Annotated in this window: 13 protein-coding genes; 7 read left to right on the top strand and 6 right to left on the bottom strand. The window is 69.7% G+C overall.

Features of this window, described 5'->3' with window-relative positions:
- The first annotated feature begins 269 nt into the window (after nt 1-269).
- Entirely contained in the window at nt 270-1388 is a 1119-nt protein-coding gene (locus C5E41_RS09190; protein ID WP_104375378.1) for a baeRF11 domain-containing protein, read from the top strand.
- 28 nt (nt 1389-1416) lie between these two features.
- On the opposite strand, the gene C5E41_RS09185 is transcribed toward C5E41_RS09190, so the two are convergent.
- A complete protein-coding gene (locus C5E41_RS09185) occupies nt 1417-2349 on the bottom strand; it encodes a GyrI-like domain-containing protein (RefSeq protein ID WP_104375377.1) in 933 nt (310 codons plus the stop codon).
- Between the two features lie 165 nt (nt 2350-2514).
- Here C5E41_RS09185 and C5E41_RS09180 point away from each other — a divergent pair, with 165 nt between their 5' ends.
- Nucleotides 2515-3399 carry a universal stress protein gene (locus tag C5E41_RS09180; RefSeq protein ID WP_104375376.1) on the top strand — a complete coding sequence of 295 codons (885 nt, stop codon included), beginning with the start codon at nt 2515-2517 and terminating at the stop codon, nt 3397-3399.
- 42 nt (nt 3400-3441) lie between these two features.
- On the opposite strand, the gene mgtA is transcribed toward C5E41_RS09180, so the two are convergent.
- Nucleotides 3442-6174, bottom strand: a complete 2733-nt coding sequence (gene mgtA / locus C5E41_RS09175) for a magnesium-translocating P-type ATPase (RefSeq protein WP_104375429.1) — start codon at nt 6172-6174, stop codon at nt 3442-3444.
- A 219-nt stretch (nt 6175-6393) separates the two neighbouring features.
- Between mgtA and otsB the strand changes: the two genes are divergently transcribed.
- On the top strand, nt 6394-10395 hold the full coding sequence (gene otsB, locus C5E41_RS09170) for a trehalose-phosphatase (RefSeq protein ID WP_258080847.1): 4002 nt from the start codon (nt 6394-6396) through the stop codon (nt 10393-10395).
- A 54-nt stretch (nt 10396-10449) separates the two neighbouring features.
- Here the strand turns inward: otsB and C5E41_RS09165 are convergent, their stop codons facing one another.
- From C5E41_RS09165 to C5E41_RS09150, 4 genes are read right to left on the bottom strand one after another with little or no spacing between them, the layout of a single operon-like run.
- Nucleotides 10450-11025 (bottom strand): hypothetical protein, encoded by a 576-nt coding sequence (locus C5E41_RS09165; protein WP_181063169.1) that lies wholly within the window; start codon nt 11023-11025, stop codon nt 10450-10452.
- Nucleotides 11022-11705 (bottom strand): hypothetical protein, encoded by a 684-nt coding sequence (locus C5E41_RS09160; RefSeq protein WP_104375375.1) that lies wholly within the window; start codon nt 11703-11705, stop codon nt 11022-11024. Before C5E41_RS09160 ends, C5E41_RS09165 begins: the two co-directional genes overlap by 4 nt.
- Nucleotides 11692-12642 (bottom strand): universal stress protein, encoded by a 951-nt coding sequence (locus C5E41_RS09155; protein WP_104375374.1) that lies wholly within the window; start codon nt 12640-12642, stop codon nt 11692-11694. Before C5E41_RS09155 ends, C5E41_RS09160 begins: the two co-directional genes overlap by 14 nt.
- A 46-nt stretch (nt 12643-12688) precedes the next feature.
- On the bottom strand, nt 12689-13099 hold the full coding sequence (locus C5E41_RS09150) for a hypothetical protein (RefSeq protein WP_104375373.1): 411 nt from the start codon (nt 13097-13099) through the stop codon (nt 12689-12691).
- A 215-nt stretch (nt 13100-13314) separates the two neighbouring features.
- Here C5E41_RS09150 and C5E41_RS09145 point away from each other — a divergent pair, with 215 nt between their 5' ends.
- The 4 genes from C5E41_RS09145 to C5E41_RS09130 are packed head-to-tail and all read left to right on the top strand — an operon-like array spanning nt 13315 to nt 16597.
- Complete coding sequence (locus tag C5E41_RS09145; protein ID WP_104375372.1) at nt 13315-14070, top strand: SDR family oxidoreductase; 756 nt, start codon at nt 13315-13317, stop codon at nt 14068-14070.
- Between the two features lie 2 nt (nt 14071-14072).
- On the top strand, nt 14073-15038 hold the full coding sequence (locus tag C5E41_RS09140) for an Acg family FMN-binding oxidoreductase (RefSeq protein ID WP_104375427.1): 966 nt from the start codon (nt 14073-14075) through the stop codon (nt 15036-15038).
- Between the two features lie 13 nt (nt 15039-15051).
- A complete protein-coding gene (locus C5E41_RS09135; protein WP_104375371.1) occupies nt 15052-15645 on the top strand; it encodes an Rv1733c family protein in 594 nt (197 codons plus the stop codon).
- Nucleotides 15646-15670: 25 nt separating this feature from the next.
- Nucleotides 15671-16597 carry a universal stress protein gene (locus C5E41_RS09130; RefSeq protein WP_104375370.1) on the top strand — a complete coding sequence of 309 codons (927 nt, stop codon included), beginning with the start codon at nt 15671-15673 and terminating at the stop codon, nt 16595-16597.
- Nucleotides 16598-16619: the final 22 nt, after the last annotated feature.

Raw genomic sequence — 16619 nt, 5'->3', positions numbered from 1 at the left:
ATGCGGAACTGTTGCTGCATGTTTTCGATCGACTCACCGAGTGGGCGCCGGCACGCCGACCCCGCTGTCTCCGACCGGCGTGCCGGCGCCCACTCGGTGAGTCGATCGAAAACATGCAGCAACAGTTCCGCATCCGAAAGTCGGAGGCGTTCCTGCCGGTGCCGATGTCCAGTAGCGTCGACATCGTTACGAGTCGGCAAACTCTGCGGCAGTCGCTGCGTGTGGGCGCGCGCTCGTCGAACAGATCGGGGTAACGAAGGAGGATCGACGTGCTGCACACCGACATCCCGACCCGCCGCGAGATCGAAACCCTCGCCGAATGGACCGGCCCCTGGTCGGTGTCGATCTACCTGCCCACCGAGGCCGCCACCCCGAATCCGGAGGCGAACCGGATCGCGTTCTCCAACCAGACCCGGGACGCGGTCGAACTGGTCACCGACGGCGACAGTCGTGCGGCCATCGCCGAGCAGCTCGACGATCTGGCCGACGACGAGGATTTCTGGCGCTTCCAGTCGCATACGCTGGTCGTTCACGTTTCCCCGCAGCGCATGTGGACCTTCCGGATCCCGAACCGTCTGGGCGCGGCGGTCACCGTCTCGGACCGGTTTCTGCTCGAACCGTTGCTGCGGGCCGTCACCTTCCCGCAGACCGCGTTCGTGCTGGCGCTGGCCGAGGGGGCGGCGAGGCTGGTCGAGGTGACCCCGGACCGGCCGGCCGAGGATGTCCGGGTTCCCGACATGCCCGGTAACGCCGCGGATTTCGCGCGGAAGGCCTCGATCGGCGATCGTTCGGCCAAGCGGCGGCTGACCGGCAGCGAAGGGAAGAAAGTGCTGGTCCGCCAGTACGCACGCGGCGTCGACCGCGCACTGCGCGACATTCTCTCCGGGCGCGACACCCCACTCATCCTGGCGGCACCCGAGCCGATCGACGCGATCTACCGCTCGGTCGCCTCCTACGGAGCACTGCTCGACGACGGAATTCCCGGCAACCCGGAACACCTGTCGGATCAGGAGCTGGCCGATAAGGCCCGACACATTCTCGACGGCCACTACGCGGCGCAACTCGCCGATCTGCGCCAGTTGTTCGACAAGCGCCGTGGCGAGGCGCGCGCCACCGCCGACCTCGCCGGTATCGCCCGGGCGGCCACCTTCGGCATCGTGCAGACGCTGCTGGTCGATATCGACACCGCCGTGCCCGGCACGGTCGCGCCGGACACCGGCGCGATCGAATTCGGTCCCGCCTCCGAGACCAAGATACCGGGGATACCGGGGATCCTCGACGAGATCGCCCGCCGCGCACTGCTTTCGGGCGCGCGGGTGCTGGCGGTGCGCAAGGCCGATATCCCGGACGAGGCGTCGGCCGCCGCCATCCTCCGCTATTCGATGTGACCGGGCCGAGCGCCGAGGGGCCGTGCGGTTAGCCGTCGCGCGCGGTCTCCGTGGTGGCGAGCTCGTCGATCGCCGCGATCAGGTGGCGGCGACTGTCGGCGGCGAGGGCTACGAGTTCGTCGTCGCCGAGCGCGCGGGCCCAGATCGTCGGGTCGACGGCCTCGACGACGACCGTCTCGCGGCGCCCACGCACGACCACCGGATGCGGCACGAACATGTCGGGTCGGTCGTCGCCCGCGAGTTCGGCAGCGAGCAGGTTGCGGCGGCAGACCTCCAGGATGGTGTGGTGGTGGTGGGCCGGGCGCCGGGTGCGACCGTCGTAACGCGCGGTGTTCAGGTCCACCTCGGCGAGGATGGTGAAGCCGTTGGATCGCAAGGCATGTCGCGTCCGGTACAGGGCGGTGTCGTAGTCGGCGAGCACCCGGGTGACGATCGTCGGCGCGGGGGCCACGGGCAGCCGGATCTCGGTGACGAGTTGACGTGGGTCGCTGACCTCGTCGGGTCCGACGAGGTACACCTCGGTCGGCGGGCCGGTGATCCGATAGGCGTTGCGATCCACCCATTCGGCCAGACTTCGGTAGGCGGCGCCGAGATCGTGATAGCTGCCGCGGTGGCAGGCGCGCGCCACCGTCGTGCCCGGCGTGACGACGACTTCCGCACCCGAGGCCGGACTCAGTTCGGCGGCGGGCTCGACCGGTACGCGGAAGTCGACGCTCGTCGCGATCGCCGACCGTTCGGTGTCGGTGTAGGTGATCGCGGTCGGGCCGCTGGCGGTGAGGCCGCATCGGGTCACGGTCGCGAACAGTTCGCGCATTCCCGCGGTGATGTCCTCGCCGGGCCGATCGGCCCGGATCGCGCGAGGTAGTCGCAACAGGGCCTGTGGCGGCACTTCGCACACGTCCACCCGGTAGTCCATGTCGTCCTCTTTCTCGGTGTCTGCCTCGACAATGCTCGCGGCCACGCGGCTGCGCGAGGGACCAAGGGCCTGTCCTGTCGGGACGAACGCGCCGATTTCGCCCAGGTGGCGGACCGCGGACGAAGTCGGTGTGCGGTGGCGACTTTCGGCCCTAGATCGACGGTCGCCGCAGCCGGACGATCGGAGCAGGTCCGGCAGCAGGAGGCGGCGATGAGCAGTGACGACGGAACCGAGCGGACGATCGTCGTGGCGGTCGACGGATCCGGGACGGCGCTGCAGGCGGTGCGATGGGCGGCGGCCGAGGCGGCCGTGCGCCGGTGGAGATTACGGATCCTGCTCTCCTCGGCCTCGGCGCCGCGTACCGGGCTCAGCGCGATGGAGATCGTCGGCGGCCGGGAGTGGTTGTACTGGAACGGCGAGGGCGTGCTGTCGGAGGCCGCGGCCATGGCACGGCACGTGGCCGACGGCGTGGAGGTCACGACGGAACTGACCGCGGAACCGGTGATCGATACGCTGGTGGAGCGCTCGGCGCGCACGCCGATGATCGTGGTCGGCAGCCACGGCCGCGGTGCGGTACGGCGCGCGCTGTTGGGTTCGGTCAGTTCGGCGGTCACCCGGCATGCTCGCTGCCCGGTCGCGGTCGTCCACCGTGAGAGCTTGTTCACCGTGGGGACGGACGGGCGACCGGTGATCGTGGGCGTCGACGAGGAGGGCACCGCGGTCGGCTGTGCGTTCGAGGAGGCGGCGTTGCGCGGCGTCGGCCTGCATGCCGTCCGGTGCTGCGATGACGAAGTCGGGGGGTTCGTCCTGGACCGAGAGCTCCAGCAGTTTAGCGCGGACGAGACGCGGGCGCTGAACCGGCAGTTGGATCCGTGGCACCGGAAGTATCCGGAGGTCCCGTTGGAGTCGGAGGTGATGTTCGGCGGGCCCGCGCAGGTGCTGCTGGAACGAGCGCGCGACGCGCAGCTGCTGGTTGTGGGGCGGCACCGCTGGACGGGCCTGGTCGGAACCGCGATGCGGTCCACACGCGCGGCGGTACTGCATCGCGCCCACTGCCCGACACTCGTGGTGCCCGAGCACATGGAGCCGGAGTAGATAGTCGGCCGATTTCCTTCCTGGTCCCCCCTGGTCACCGAATCAGCTGCGCGACAGCAACATTCGGACCCGGCGACGCATGTTCGGGCGGTTCGTCCCAGGCTGCGTCGCACCGATCGGCGTCGGCACCCCACGGACGCTGAAGCGCGACGCTCGCCGCTGTACCCGGCGACCGGTACGCGGCGGGCGGGCCGGGGTCGGTGCCGGAATGCGGAAGAACCAACGCTTGGCGGCTTCGGCGAGTAGCAGATAGACCAGCACGGTCGCGCCCAGCGCGCCGAAGAAGGCGGCGGGCAACGGGGTGAGGCCGAGATCGGGCGCCACCGGCGTGTACGGCAGAACCACACCCACACCGACCGCGGCGAGCACGGCCAGCAGCAGCGGGATACTCGGCAGGCTGCGATAGCTGGGACTGCGGCGCGTGCGAATCACGAACAACACCAGCGTCTGGGTGCACAGCGATTCGACGAACCAGCCGGTGTGGAACAACTCCGCACCGGCGTGGAACACACCGAGCATCAACGCGAAGGTCGCGAAATCGAACAGCGAACTGATCGGGCCGAAGACGAGCATGAAGCGGCGGATCAGGCCGATATCCCAGCGTGCCGGGCGTGCCAGTTGTTCGGGGTCGACCGTATCGGTCGGGATGGCGAGCTGGCTGGTGTCGTACAGCAGATTGTTCAGCAGGATTTGTCCCGGCAGCATCGGCAGGAACGGCAGGAACGCCGAGGCGCCGGCCGCGCTGAACATATTCCCGAAATTGCTGGAGGTGCCCATCAGCACGTATTTCATGGTGTTGGCGAAGATTCGCCGCCCGGCCATGACTCCGTCCGCGAGGACCTGCAGATCCTTTTCCAGCAGCACGATATCCGCGGCATCCTTGGCGATATCGGTCGCCGAGTCCACCGAGACGCCGACGTCGGCGACGTGCAGGGCGAGCGCATCGTTGACCCCGTCGCCGAGGAAGGCGACATCGCGTCCGGCATGCCGCTGCAGCCGGACGATCCGTGCCTTCTGCTCGGGGTCGACGCGAGCGAAGATCGTCGTGGTGGGCAGCAATTCGCTCAGCGAGGCGTCGTCGAGGCGGTCGAGGTCCGCGCCGGTGAGCGGCCGGCCGGGGTCCAGCCCGAGGTCGGTGCACACCCGGACCGCGACCGCCGGATTGTCACCGGTGACCACTTTGACGGCGATGCCCAAACTGGCCAGGCGCCGCAATGCCTCGCGCGCGCTGGTTTTCGGCGGATCCAGGAAGACGAGGAAGCCCCGCAGCGTCAGGTCGCGCTCGTCGTCGGCGGTCAGACGATCGGCGTGGACCGCCGGCCGGGTCGCGACGGCGACGATGCGGTGACCGGCCGCGAACTCGGTGTCCAGCGCGCCGCGGGCCGCCTGCGGGACGTCGCGGCAACGCGCGAGCACGGCCTCCGGTGCGCCCTTGGCGATGATCGTCGCGATGCCGTCCGGGCCGGCGACGAGGACCGACACCATGCGGCGGTTGTGGTCGAAGGGCAGGACCGCGCGGCGGACGAAACCTGCTGCCGCAGCGTGTTCGGCGGAGCACCCGGTCCACAGTGCCGTGTCGAGCGCATCGGCGCCGGCCGGCCGGCCGTCGTGGAGGGTCGCGTCGGTACAGGCCAGCCCGTAGACCACCGGCTCGTCGCCGGGAGAGCCGTCGGCCGCCAGCGCGTGCAGATACTCGATGCGCCCCTCGGTGAGGGTGCCGGTCTTGTCGGTGAACAGGACCTCGATATCACCGAGATCTTCGATGCAGACCATGCGCTTGACCAGTACCTTGTACCGCGCGAGCTGCCGTGATCCGGCGGCGAGGCTGGTAGACACCACCGCCGGCAGCAATTGTGGTGAGATGCCGACGGCGATCGCCAGCGAGAACAGCAGGGCATCGAGAATCGGGCGGTGCAGGGCCAGGTTGACCGCGAAGATGCCGACGGTGAGGGCGGCGGCCACCCACACCAGCAGCATCGAGAACTGTCGAAGCCCGATCTGAAATTCCGTGTCGGGCTGTCGTTTTCCCAGGCCGAGGGCGATCCGCCCGAACTCCGTCGCACCTCCGGTGGCGACGACGACTCCACGCCCGTGGCCCGCGGCGACGACCGTGCCCATCAGCGCGCAGCACGACAACTCCGCGACGCCCGACTCCGGCGGCACCGGGGCGGTCGATTTCTCGACACTGTCCGATTCGCCGGTCAGCACCGATTCGTCGCACTGCAGCCCGGTCGCCGACAGCAGCCGCACATCCGCCGGCACCAGCTGCCCGGCCCGCACCTCCACCACATCGCCGGGTACCAGATCGACCACGTCGACCGATGCCGGTCGGCCGTCACGAATCACCGTGGCGCCATGGCGGATCCGCTCGTGCAGCGCGTCGGCGGCGCGTTCGGCGCGAAATTCGTTCACCGCCCCCAACCCGACCGACACCAGCAGGATGATCCCGATGACGACCGCGTCGGAACGTTCACCGACGAAGAACGACACCACTGCGGCGACCCCCAGTAGCAGCAGAAGCGGCGAACGCAACTGCCGTGCGACCACGGCGAGCAGGCGGGCACGATGCGTGCGGACAGCATTCGGGCCGAGCAGGTGACGTCGGCGCGCGGCTTCTGTGCTCGTCAGGCCGCTGTCTGTGGTGGTGACCGCAGCCAGCACCTGGGTCGGGGTCGAGGTGGCGGCCGAGGTCGCCGGCAGGGGGCCGATCGAGGGGGCGGCATCGGTCCGGGGCGTGGCCGTCGGGGCGACCGCTCGCACGGCGGCACGGTTCATATCTCGATGGTGGTTCGAGCCCGCGGGATTCGCCAGGGACCAAAGACCTTGCCGGACGGCGCCGGCGGTCACCGCCGCCGGCGACAGGCTGCCGGTCACCGCCGCCGGCGACAGGCTGCCGGGGACCGGTGGCGGCGACAGGCTGCCGGGGACCGGTGGCGGCGCGGGTGAGGACTTGTGTACCTTGCCGCGGCCGGTACACGGGCGGAGGCTGGGGGAGTGCATCCTGACAGACCGGTGGCCGGGCCGGTGATCGACGCGCGTCGGTACGACGCGGTGATCTTCGATATGGACGGCGTGGTCACCGACACGGCATCCATTCATGCCGCCGCGTGGACTCAGGTGTTCGACGGATTCCTCGCCGCCCGCAAACCCGGGCCCGGCGAGAATTGCGCCCCGTTCACCGCCTCGGACTACAAGGACTACGTCGACGGCAAGCCGCGCTATGACGGTGTCGCGGATTTCCTTGCCTCCCGGGCGATCTCACTGACGCGAGGCCAGCCGTCGGATACGGTGGCCGACGGCACGATCTGTGGACTCGGAAACGGTAAGGACGAGGTGTTCCTCGCCCGGATCGCCGAGTCGGGCGTACCGGTGTTCGCCACCACGGTGGCTCTGGTGCGCCGCCTGCGCGCCGCGGGGGTGCGGACCGCGGTGTTCTCGGCCAGCCGCAACGCGGCCCAGGTGCTCGATGCCGCGGGGCTGGGGGATCTGTTCGCCGTGCGGGTGGACGGTGTCGTGGCCGAAGAACTCGAGCTGCCGGGCAAGCCGGACCCGGCCACCTTGGTGCTGGCTACGCAGCGGCTGGGCGCCGAACCCGAGCGGACGGTCGTCGTCGAGGATGCCGAGGCCGGCGTGCGGGCCGGGCGGCGCGGCGGTTTCGGACTGGTCGTCGGCATCGAACGCGGCGCAGATCCGGACCGGCTGTCGTGCACCGGAGCCGATGTGGTGGTCGCCGACGCCGATGAGATCCGGGTGCGCAGCGGTTTCCGTCGCCTGTCGGAGATCGCGGACGCTCTGGCGTGCTGGCCGTCGATCGCCGACGCCGTCGAGGACGAGCACATCGCGGTGTTGCTGGATTTCGACGGCACCATCTCGGAGATCGTGCCCGATCCGGATGCGGCGATCCCGATCGAGGGCGTGCGCGCGACCTTGGACACCCTGGCCGCGCGGTGTCCGGTCGCCGTGATCAGCGGTCGCGGACTCGACGATCTGCGCACGCGCGTGGGTGTCGAGGGAATCTGGTACGCCGGTAGCCACGGCTTCGAACTGATGGCGCCGGACGGCACCGAACATGTCCACGAGGGCGGTCCGAAGGCCGAACGGGCACTGGTGCAGGCGGCGGCCGAACTCGCCGACCGGCTGAGCCGGATTCCCGGAGTGCTGATTGAGCCGAAGCGATTCGCGGTCGCCGTCCACCACCGCAGGGTAGCCGCCGACGCCGTGTCGACGGTCGTGGCCACCGTGCACGACATCGCCCGCGAGCAGGGATTGCGCGTGAGCGCCGGGCGCAGGGTCACCGAATTGCGTCCCGATGTGGACTGGGACAAGGGGCGAGCCCTGCACTGGGTGCTGGATCTGGTGGGCGGGCAGGTGATGCCGGTGTACCTCGGTGACGATCTGACCGACGAAGACGCGTTCGACGCGATCCAGGTCACCGGAGTGCCGCTCGTGGTTCGCCACAGCGACACCGGCGACCGGCGCACCGCGGCGCGGTTCGCCCTCGACAGTCCCGCGCGCGCGGGCGAATTCTTGCGGCGGATGGCCGAATTGCTGACCGGGGAGAGCGACTGGGCCGTGGGACGGTCGTGGCTGCTCACCTACGACGGCTACGATCCCGGCACCGAGCGGCTGCGCGAAGCGTTGTGTGCGGTGGGCAACGGCTACCTCGTCACTCGCGCGGCCGCGCCGGAGACGCGGGCGGGAACCCACCACTATCCCGGAACCTATGTCGCGGGGATCTACAACCGGCTCGGCGACGATATCGGCGGGCGGCACGTCGAGAACGAGAGCCTGGTGAATCTGCCGAACTGGCTCCCGTTGACCTGGCGTGTCGCCGACGACGAATGGTTCGATCTCGATGATGTCGAATTGCTGGAGTACACACAGCAATTGGACATGCGCCAGGCGGTGCTCACCCGCCGGATGCGCTGTCGCGACACCGCGGGCCGGATCACGGCGGTGGTTCAGCAGCGTTTCGCGTCGATGGACTCCCCGCACACGTGTGCGATGCGAACCACTCTGACGCCGGAGAACTGGAGCGGGCCGCTCACCGTCCGGTCGGTGATCGACACGTCGGTCCGCAACACCGGAGTCGACCGGTACCGCGACTTGTCCGGGACGCACCTGAGTGAACTGCGCATCGATACCCCGGACCCCCACACCGCGTGCGCGCTGGTGCGGACCACACAGTCGCTGGTTACCGTGGCGGTGGCCACCCGGACCACGGTGACGTCGGACGCGCAGGACACGGCCGGCCTGGCGTTCGCCGACGGCACGCCCGGCCACGATTTCGTCGTGCGCGCCGAGTCCGGTCGCGACATCGTCGTCGACAAGACGGCAGCGGTGTTCACCGGCCGCGACCGCGCGATTTCCGCTCCTGACGAGGCCGCCCTGCGCCTGCTCGACGAGGCACCGGGCTACGGCGCGCTCTGCGCCGCGCACGCCGATGCTTGGGAGCATGTGTGGCGGCGCCTGCGCATCGATCTCGACGCCAGTGAGGAATCGGTGCGAGCACTGCGACTGCACGTGCTGCAGGTGGCGCAGACGCTGTCGCGCCACACCGCCGACCTCGACGCCGGGGTGCCGGCGCGGGGCCTGCACGGCGAAGCCTACCGGGGGCACGTGTTCTGGGACGAACTGTTCGTCCTGCCGGTGGTGAGCCTGCGCGACCCGGCGCTGACGCGAGAACTGTTGCGGTACCGCTATCGCCGGCTGCCGCAGGCGCGTGCCGCGGCCCGCGCGCAGGGCTGCCGCGGCGCCCTCTTTCCGTGGCAATCCGGCAGCGACGGGCGGGAGGAGAGTCAGCGTCTGCATCTGAATCCTCGTTCGGGACATTGGAATCCGGATGCCAGCGCTCGGGCGCAGCATGCCGGTCCGGCCGTGGCCTACAACGTGTGGCACTACTATCAGGCGACCGGAGACCGGGCGTTCCTCGCCGAGTTCGGCGCCGAACTGCTGGTGGAGATCGCCCGATTCTGGTCCGACCGCGCCACCTACGATCCCGCCGACGACCGGTATCACATCCGCGGTGTCATCGGACCCGACGAATTTCATTCCGGCTATCCCGGGCGGCCCTACCAGGGGATCGACGACAACGCCTACACCAATGTCATGGCGGTGTGGGTCATCCGGCGCGCACTGGACGCGGTCGAACTGCTACCGCCGCGCGTGCGGTCGGAACTTCTCGACCGCCTCGCGGTGCCGGCCGCCGAACCGGAGCGCTGGGCCGAGGTCGTCGATCGGATGTTCGTGCCCTTCCACGACGGGGTGATCAGTCAGTTCGCCGGATACGACCGGCTGGCGGAACTGGACTGGGACGACTACCGCCGCCGCTACCGCGATACGAGCCGGCTCGACCGCATCCTCGAGGCCGAAGGTGACGACGTCGACCGGTATCGGGTGGCGAAACAGGCCGACGTCCTGATGCTGTTCTATCTGTTCTCCGCCGACGAGCTGGGGCGGCTGTTCGCCGGCCTCGGCTACGATTTCGGCGGTGCGGACATCCCGCGCACCGTCGACTACTACCTGGCCCGCACCTCGCACGGCTCCACCTTGAGTGCCGTCGTCCACGCCTGGGTGCTGGCCCGGGCGAACCGGGACCGCGCGATGGAATTCTTCGCCAGCGTCCTGGAATCCGATATCGCCGATATTCAGGGCGGCACCACGGCCGAGGGGATCCACCTGGGCGCGATGGCGGGCAGCATCGATCTGGTGCAGCGCTGTTTCACCGGACTCGAGACCCGCGACGACCGCTTGATCTTCGCCCCGTACTGGCCACCCGAGCTGGGCACGCTGACCTTCGCGATCATCTACCACGGCCATCGCCTGACCGTGCGCATCGACGCCCGGCGGATCGAGATCAGCTCCGATACGGACGGGGCGCGTTCGATCACGATCGAATGCCGCGGCCGCACCGTCGGGCTGGCGACCGGGGAGAGCGTCACGCTGCCGGCGGCCAACGAACACCGACAGCACGAACACCGACAGCACGACCACTGACAGCATGGGAACGCCGAACCGTCCGGGTGGAGGTTCCGGGTTCCGCGCGTCGAATTATGCTGCGGTCGAACCGAATTCGGTGACCCGCCACCAGTCCGTGCCGCCTGCGGCGTGACCGGTGGCCGCCACCGGCAGGTCACGGCGGCGCAGGCCGGGCAGCACTCGATAATCGATCGAGCCCGGGACACTGACGAGGGCGAGCACCCGCCACAGCGTGCGGGCGTAGGTATCGGCGGACGCCGCCCCGTCCCATTCGTAGAGCCCCCGGTATGCGCCGCGTTGATCCTGCGCCAGCCACAATTTGGTGATCATGCCGGGGAATCCGGCGAAGAGCACGGTGTTGAGGATGCTTTCGCGACGGAACCACGCATGCCCGCGGCCGCGCACGCCCCGCAGCTCGAAACGCACCAGCAGCACGCACGGTTCGGGTGACGGGATCCTGTCGACCACGGTTTCCTGGTAGACGTAGGCCGAGGTTCCGTCGCCGAAACTCAGCCACGTCCCGACGTTCTGGTCTGGGCAGTGGATGCGGTGGCGTGCCAGCAGGCCGACGGTCGTGACCACGCACCGGCCGACCGCGAGAAAGGCCGGCGCGACCGGCAATGGTGCCGGTGTGCCGGTGGTGGTCACGGTGTCTTGCTCGCGATCCGGACGGGTTCGGCGAGGTGGTGCGCTTCGGCGCGTTCCTTGATGCCGCGCAACATCTTCTGCTCCATCACCAGACTGCCCGGTTCCAAAAAGAACGTGTTGAACAGTCGCACCACGGCCGAGGCTCCGGGGGTCGCGATCCGGTTGCGGCTGACCAGGCGGGTGCCCTCCGGGCACGGATACAGCCCGAATTCCCAGATCCAGTTCCCGTCGTCGGTGCGGAAGACGAGCGCTCGCTCGGGCTCGAGTACCGCGACCCGGGACGGGGTGCCGTCGGAGTTCACCGTGACGACGTCACCGACGGCGAGGTCCTGGAACTGCGGCAGGATCGACCGGGCGCTGTGCACGTCGACGCCCAGGAGCCGGTCGATCCAGTCGTAGCTGTAGATTCCGCCGCGTCCCGGCCCGAACTGCACGAGCCAGGGCCAGACCGCGGCGGGATCGGCCTCGATCGTGATCGCCCGGGTCGAGAGCATGTCGGGAAGCAGGAGCAGGTCGTCGCCGGGCATGCGGCGGCGGACCTCCTCCTCGGTCGCGCCCCAGCTCAGACACCACCGGCGGGCGAAGAGCCGGTAGCCGGTGGCCAGCCCGCCCAGAAACGATGCGACGCCGACCGCGGCCGCGGCACCGCGACCGGCCGCCGAATGCTCAGTCTTTGTCATGTGCCTGCTTCTCCTCTGCCGAACGCACCACCATGACGGGGCATTTCGCATGCTGGACAAGGGAATTCGACACCGAACCCAGCAGCAGGCCGCGGAAGCTGCCGCGGCCGTGGCTGCCGACCACGATGAGCTGCGCGGATTCGCTCCACCGCTGCAGATGGGCGGCGGGCTCGGCCATGCTGATGTGCCGGCGCACCGAGACGTCCGGATACTTCTCCTGCCAGCCGGCCAGTCGTTCCGCCAGGATCGCTTCCTCGTTCACCTCGATATCCGACATCGGAAACCACGTGTACGGGTCGCCGACGAACGAGCCGAATGTCAGATCGCTCCACGCGTGCACGGCGACGAGTTCGGCCCCGCGCTCGGAGGCTTCCTCGAAGGCGGCGGCAACCGCGGCCTCGCTGAGTGGGCTTCCGTCGACGCCCACCACCACCGGGCCGGTTTCGCGCGGTAGTGGCTGCTGCTCGGACTCTGTGCGCACCACCACGACCGGGCCCTCGGCGTGACTGGTGACCGACAGCAGAATCGAACCGATATGGGTGCCGAAGCCGCCGGCGCCGTGCGCGCCCAGAACGACCAGGTAGCCGGTGGCGCTGTGCCGCAACAGCATTCGCGCCGGATGCTCCGAGGAGACCTCCGTGCTGACCTGGACCTCGGGCAGGGTGTCACGGACCGCGAGAGCCTCGCGGGCGACCAGGGCGGCGCCGTGGGCGCGCAGACGCTCCAGCACCGCCGGCTCGGACAGGTCGTAATTGTTGAAAACCCGGCTCGCGCTCGGCAGGTCGAGTCCGTAGGCGATGCGCAGGTCGCGTGCTCGATCGCGGGCGACCTCGGCCGCCCACAGCAGCGCGGTGCGGGCACCGGCCGACCCGTCGACACCGACCACGATCGGGGCGGAGACGAGATGGTGCGCGTCGTCCGCATACTGAGAGCTCATCGCTATGTCCTTTCACCCTGATCGATCCGCCGCGCGTATGTGCCGGTCATGATTCGATCTCCTCGGTTTTCATATGCAGTCCCAGCCCGGCGACGACGATGCCGAGGGTGAGATACAGCGGCTGCGCCCAGTCCAGCGTGCGGAGCACGGTCATCTCGGCCAGCAGCCAGCAGATCAACAGCGAGCCGCTGATCACCGCAGCCGTGGCGACGCGCCGATCACCGGTGAGGGCGCCGCCGGCGGTGACCGCCATCGGTATCCCGACGACCAGCGCGAAGGCCACAGCGCCGGCGGCTACGCCGCGCCCGGCCGGAGTGCTCCCCACGGGGGCGCTCACCTGCAGGCCGATGCTCACCGCGACCGCGAGCGCGAAGACACTCGCCGCGCTCGCGCCCGCGGACGCGGCCAGCAACACGTGCCAGCGTCCGATGCCGTCGCCCCGCGTGATTCCTGCCATACCCCGACCTTTCCCGACGCCGGGGAAGGGCCACCAGGGCCTTTGGTCCCGCAGTGCCGTCACGAGGGTCCACCGGAGTCGGCCGGCACGACGACTACCCGACGATCACGACTGCCCGAAGACTCGGCGTTCCGGTGACTTTCGGCCGTGCCCCTTCCGCTGTCCGGGGCGGGATGCTGAGTGCGATAGCGCACCAGTGAAAGGGGCGACAGATAATGGGCATGTTCAGTGGTCGCAGTGCGATCGTCACCGGGGGCGCGCGGGGCATCGGTGCCGCCGTCGCGGCCGCACTCGCCAAGGAGGGGCTCGGCGTGGTGGTCGCCGATCTCCTCGAACGCGACGGCACCGCCACAGCGACGGCCTTGGGCGCCGGCGCGATCTTCCGCCGCCTCGATGTCGCCGACGAGGACGCCTGGCAGCGGGTGATCGCCGACGCCGAAGCCACGTTCGGCCCGTTGGCGGTCCTGGTGAACAATGCCGGCATCGTCGATTTCGGCGGCGTGGACACCGAGCCACCGACGATGTTCCGCCACGTCCTCGATGTGAACCTGTACGGCTCGTGGCTCGGCATGCACCTGGCCGGTCCGCGCCTGCGCGAAGCGGGGGGCGGGGTGGTGGTCAACATCTCCTCGACGGCCGGCCTGATCGGGTACGCGGGCGTGGGCGCCTACGTCGCCAGCAAATGGGGATTGCGCGGACTCACCAAGGCGGCGGCTCTCGAATGGGGACCGTCGAACATCCGGGTCTGCTCGGTGCATCCCGGCCCGATTCGTACCGCGATGACGGCCGACATGGACGAAACCGTCACGGCCGCACAACCGCTGGCGCGTTTCGGGGAACCCGAAGAGGTCGCCGCCATGGTCCGGTTCATCGTGTCCGAGGCGACGTTCTCGACCGGATCGGAATTCGTGGTGGACGGCGGCGCGACCGCGGGCCAAGTGCTGAATCTGCCTGCCGCGGTGGGAGGATGATCATGACGAGACATCCGGACTACGACACCCTGGTGGCGGCGGTGGACCTGGCGGTGCGCGCGCCCTCGGTGCACAACAGCCAGCCGTGGCTGTGGCGCATCGGGGACGACACCGTCCAGCTGTACGCCGACACCACCCGGCAACTGCGCCAGACCGACCCCGACCAGCGCGATCTGATCGTGAGTTGCGGTGCGGCACTGCATCATCTGCGGGTGGCGGCCGCGGCGCTGGGCTGGGCGACGGTGGTGCACCGATTGCCGAACCCGGCGGTGCCGGAGCACCTGGCGGCCGTGGAATTCCGGCCCGCCCCCGCGACGGCCGAAGCGGTCGGTCTTTCCCACGCGATCCCGCTGCGCCACAGCGACCGCCGCCACTACACCTCCTGGGAGGTACCCGACATTCACATCGGCGCCTTGACGGCCGCCGCGGCGGCGAACGGCGTGCTGGTCCGCGATGTGGTCGCGGACGGCGAGCGCGTCCGGTTGCTGCACGCCTTCGGACGTGCCGCCGCCGTACACAACGCCGACGCCGCCTACCGCGCCGAATTGGCCCGCTGGAGCGGCCATCACGCGGCTCCCGATGGTGTTCCGGCCCGTAGTGCGGTCGCCGCGACCGACGCGTCGGCCCGGCCGTTCGCCGATCCCCGGCTGCCGGAGGCGGTGGTCCGCGATATCGCCGACGCCGATCATATGCTCGTGCTCTACACCGCGGGCGACGATACGGTGAGCCGGCTGCGCGCCGGGGAGGCGACCAGTGCGGTCCTGTTGACCGCGACCACATTCGGGTTGGCGACCTGCCCGCTCAGCGAACCGCTCGAAATCCCGGAGGTGCGCGCGGACCTGCGCACCGACCTCCTCGACGACAGCGGATATCCGCAGATGATCATCCGAACCGGCTGGGCCGCAACCAGTTCCGAGCTTTCACCGACGCCGCGCCGACCGCTCGCCGACGTCGTGACCCGGCTGTGAGGAGTTGATCGACATGACGCGGTATCCGTCGTTGGCTCTGCGCGCGTGGCGCACGGGTCCGTGGGCGGCGAACCGGCTGATGCGGCCGTCGGACCGGATCGAGGCCGTTATCCGGATCCTGGCCGTCGTCGTGGTCCTCGCCGCGGTGCCGATCTGCGCGGCGATGGGCACCGCCCGCTACACCGATGCCGCCGTGCAGATTCGCGACGAGAACGCGGCGAAGACGGCGGTCGCCGCCACGGTCGTCACCGATCCGGTGCGCACGACGGCGACATCGATGGACATCTCCGCCGACCGATACGAGGCCACGGTCCGGTGGACGCACGACGGGCGTCCCGGCGAAGCCACGACGTCCGTGGCGGCCTCCGCGCATCCCGGGCAGCAGCTGACCATGTGGCTGGCGCCCGACGGCCGCCCGACCGTCGCGCCGCTGCCCGCCGACACCGCCGCGATGCGCGGGGTCGGGCTGGGAATGGCCACGTTCGTCGAAATCTGTTTCGCCACGGCGGCACTGGTATGGCTGACGGCCTGGGCCTTCGGGGTCCGGCATCGTGCCCGCTGGGCCCGGGAATGGCGAACGATCAGCCGGCCCATAGGAACTCCGTAAACACCCGATCCACGAGGAGAACATCATGACCGAGCACCCCGCGGCACCGCAGCGGCACACCGATCCGCCGATCGTCGCCGCGGTCGACGGCTCGGCCGTCGGCTACCACGCGGCCGCCTGGGCCGCCGCCGACGCCGCCCTGCGCGACTGCCGCCTGCACCTGGTCACCTCGATCTCGGTCGCGGGCGGACTGGGCCCCGCGCCGATCCTCACCGAGGACGATATGAGCTGGCTGCGCGTGGACGCCGAACGCGTCCTCGTCGAGGCCGCCCGCATCGCTCGCGCGGCGACGCCGGACCGGGTGCCGGTGATCACCACCGAGATCACCACCGACGCCGTCATCGGACACCTGATCGCTCAGTCGGATCATGCGCGGGGAATCGCGGTCGGCAGCCGTGGTCTGGGCGCTATCCGGCGTGGCTTGCTGGGCTCGGTCTCCTCCGCGCTCATCCGGCACGCGAATTGCCCGGTGACCGTGGTGCATTCGATCTCGGCCACCGATGCCGTCACGGCGGTGAAGCCGGTGCTGGTCGGTGTGGACGGCACGGCGAACAGCGTGCCGGCGCTGGAATTCGCCTTCGAGGAGGCATCGCGGCGCAACGTGGGACTGGTGGTGCTGCACGCGTGGAGCGACCGCAGCAGCGGCCTCGACCCGGCGATCGTCGGCTGGGACGCGATCCGGGAATCCGAGGACGCGGTGCTGGCCGAAACCCTGGCCGGATACGCCGAACGGTATCCGGATGTGAAGGTGCGTCGCGAGATGGTGCTCGACCGGCCGGTGCGCTCCCTGCTCGACGCGTCGGAGAACGCGCAGCTGGTGGTCGTCGGCAGCCACGGGCGCGGCGGATTCACCGGAATGCTGCTCGGCTCCACCAGTGCGGCGCTGGCGCAATCGGTGGAATGCCCGATCACGGTGGTGCGGCAACCGGCCGGAAACTTTGCGGCACAATAGGTTCGGTCGTCGCCGACGGTGT

Source organism: Nocardia nova (assembly GCF_002933465.1).
In the GTDB taxonomy this organism is placed as follows: Bacteria; Actinomycetota; Actinomycetes; order Mycobacteriales; family Mycobacteriaceae; genus Nocardia; species Nocardia nova_B.
This window is presented reverse-complemented; position numbering and strand designations above follow the sequence as displayed.

What these genes read in the sequence shown, in the direction of transcription:
- C5E41_RS09180 (WP_104375376.1), top strand. Translation starts at nt 2,515, where the DNA reads ATGAGCAGTGACGACGGAACCGAGCGGACGATCGTCGTGGCGGTCGAC.
- mgtA (WP_104375429.1), bottom strand. Translation starts at nt 6,174, where the DNA reads ATGAACCGTGCCGCCGTGCGAGCGGTCGCCCCGACGGCCACGCCCCGG.
- C5E41_RS09160 (WP_104375375.1), bottom strand. Translation starts at nt 11,705, where the DNA reads ATGACAAAGACTGAGCATTCGGCGGCCGGTCGCGGTGCCGCGGCCGCG.
- C5E41_RS09155 (WP_104375374.1), bottom strand. Translation starts at nt 12,642, where the DNA reads ATGAGCTCTCAGTATGCGGACGACGCGCACCATCTCGTCTCCGCCCCG.
- C5E41_RS09150 (WP_104375373.1), bottom strand. Translation starts at nt 13,099, where the DNA reads ATGGCAGGAATCACGCGGGGCGACGGCATCGGACGCTGGCACGTGTTG.
- C5E41_RS09145 (WP_104375372.1), top strand. Translation starts at nt 13,315, where the DNA reads ATGGGCATGTTCAGTGGTCGCAGTGCGATCGTCACCGGGGGCGCGCGG.
- C5E41_RS09140 (WP_104375427.1), top strand. Translation starts at nt 14,073, where the DNA reads ATGACGAGACATCCGGACTACGACACCCTGGTGGCGGCGGTGGACCTG.
- C5E41_RS09135 (WP_104375371.1), top strand. Translation starts at nt 15,052, where the DNA reads ATGACGCGGTATCCGTCGTTGGCTCTGCGCGCGTGGCGCACGGGTCCG.
- C5E41_RS09130 (WP_104375370.1), top strand. Translation starts at nt 15,671, where the DNA reads ATGACCGAGCACCCCGCGGCACCGCAGCGGCACACCGATCCGCCGATC.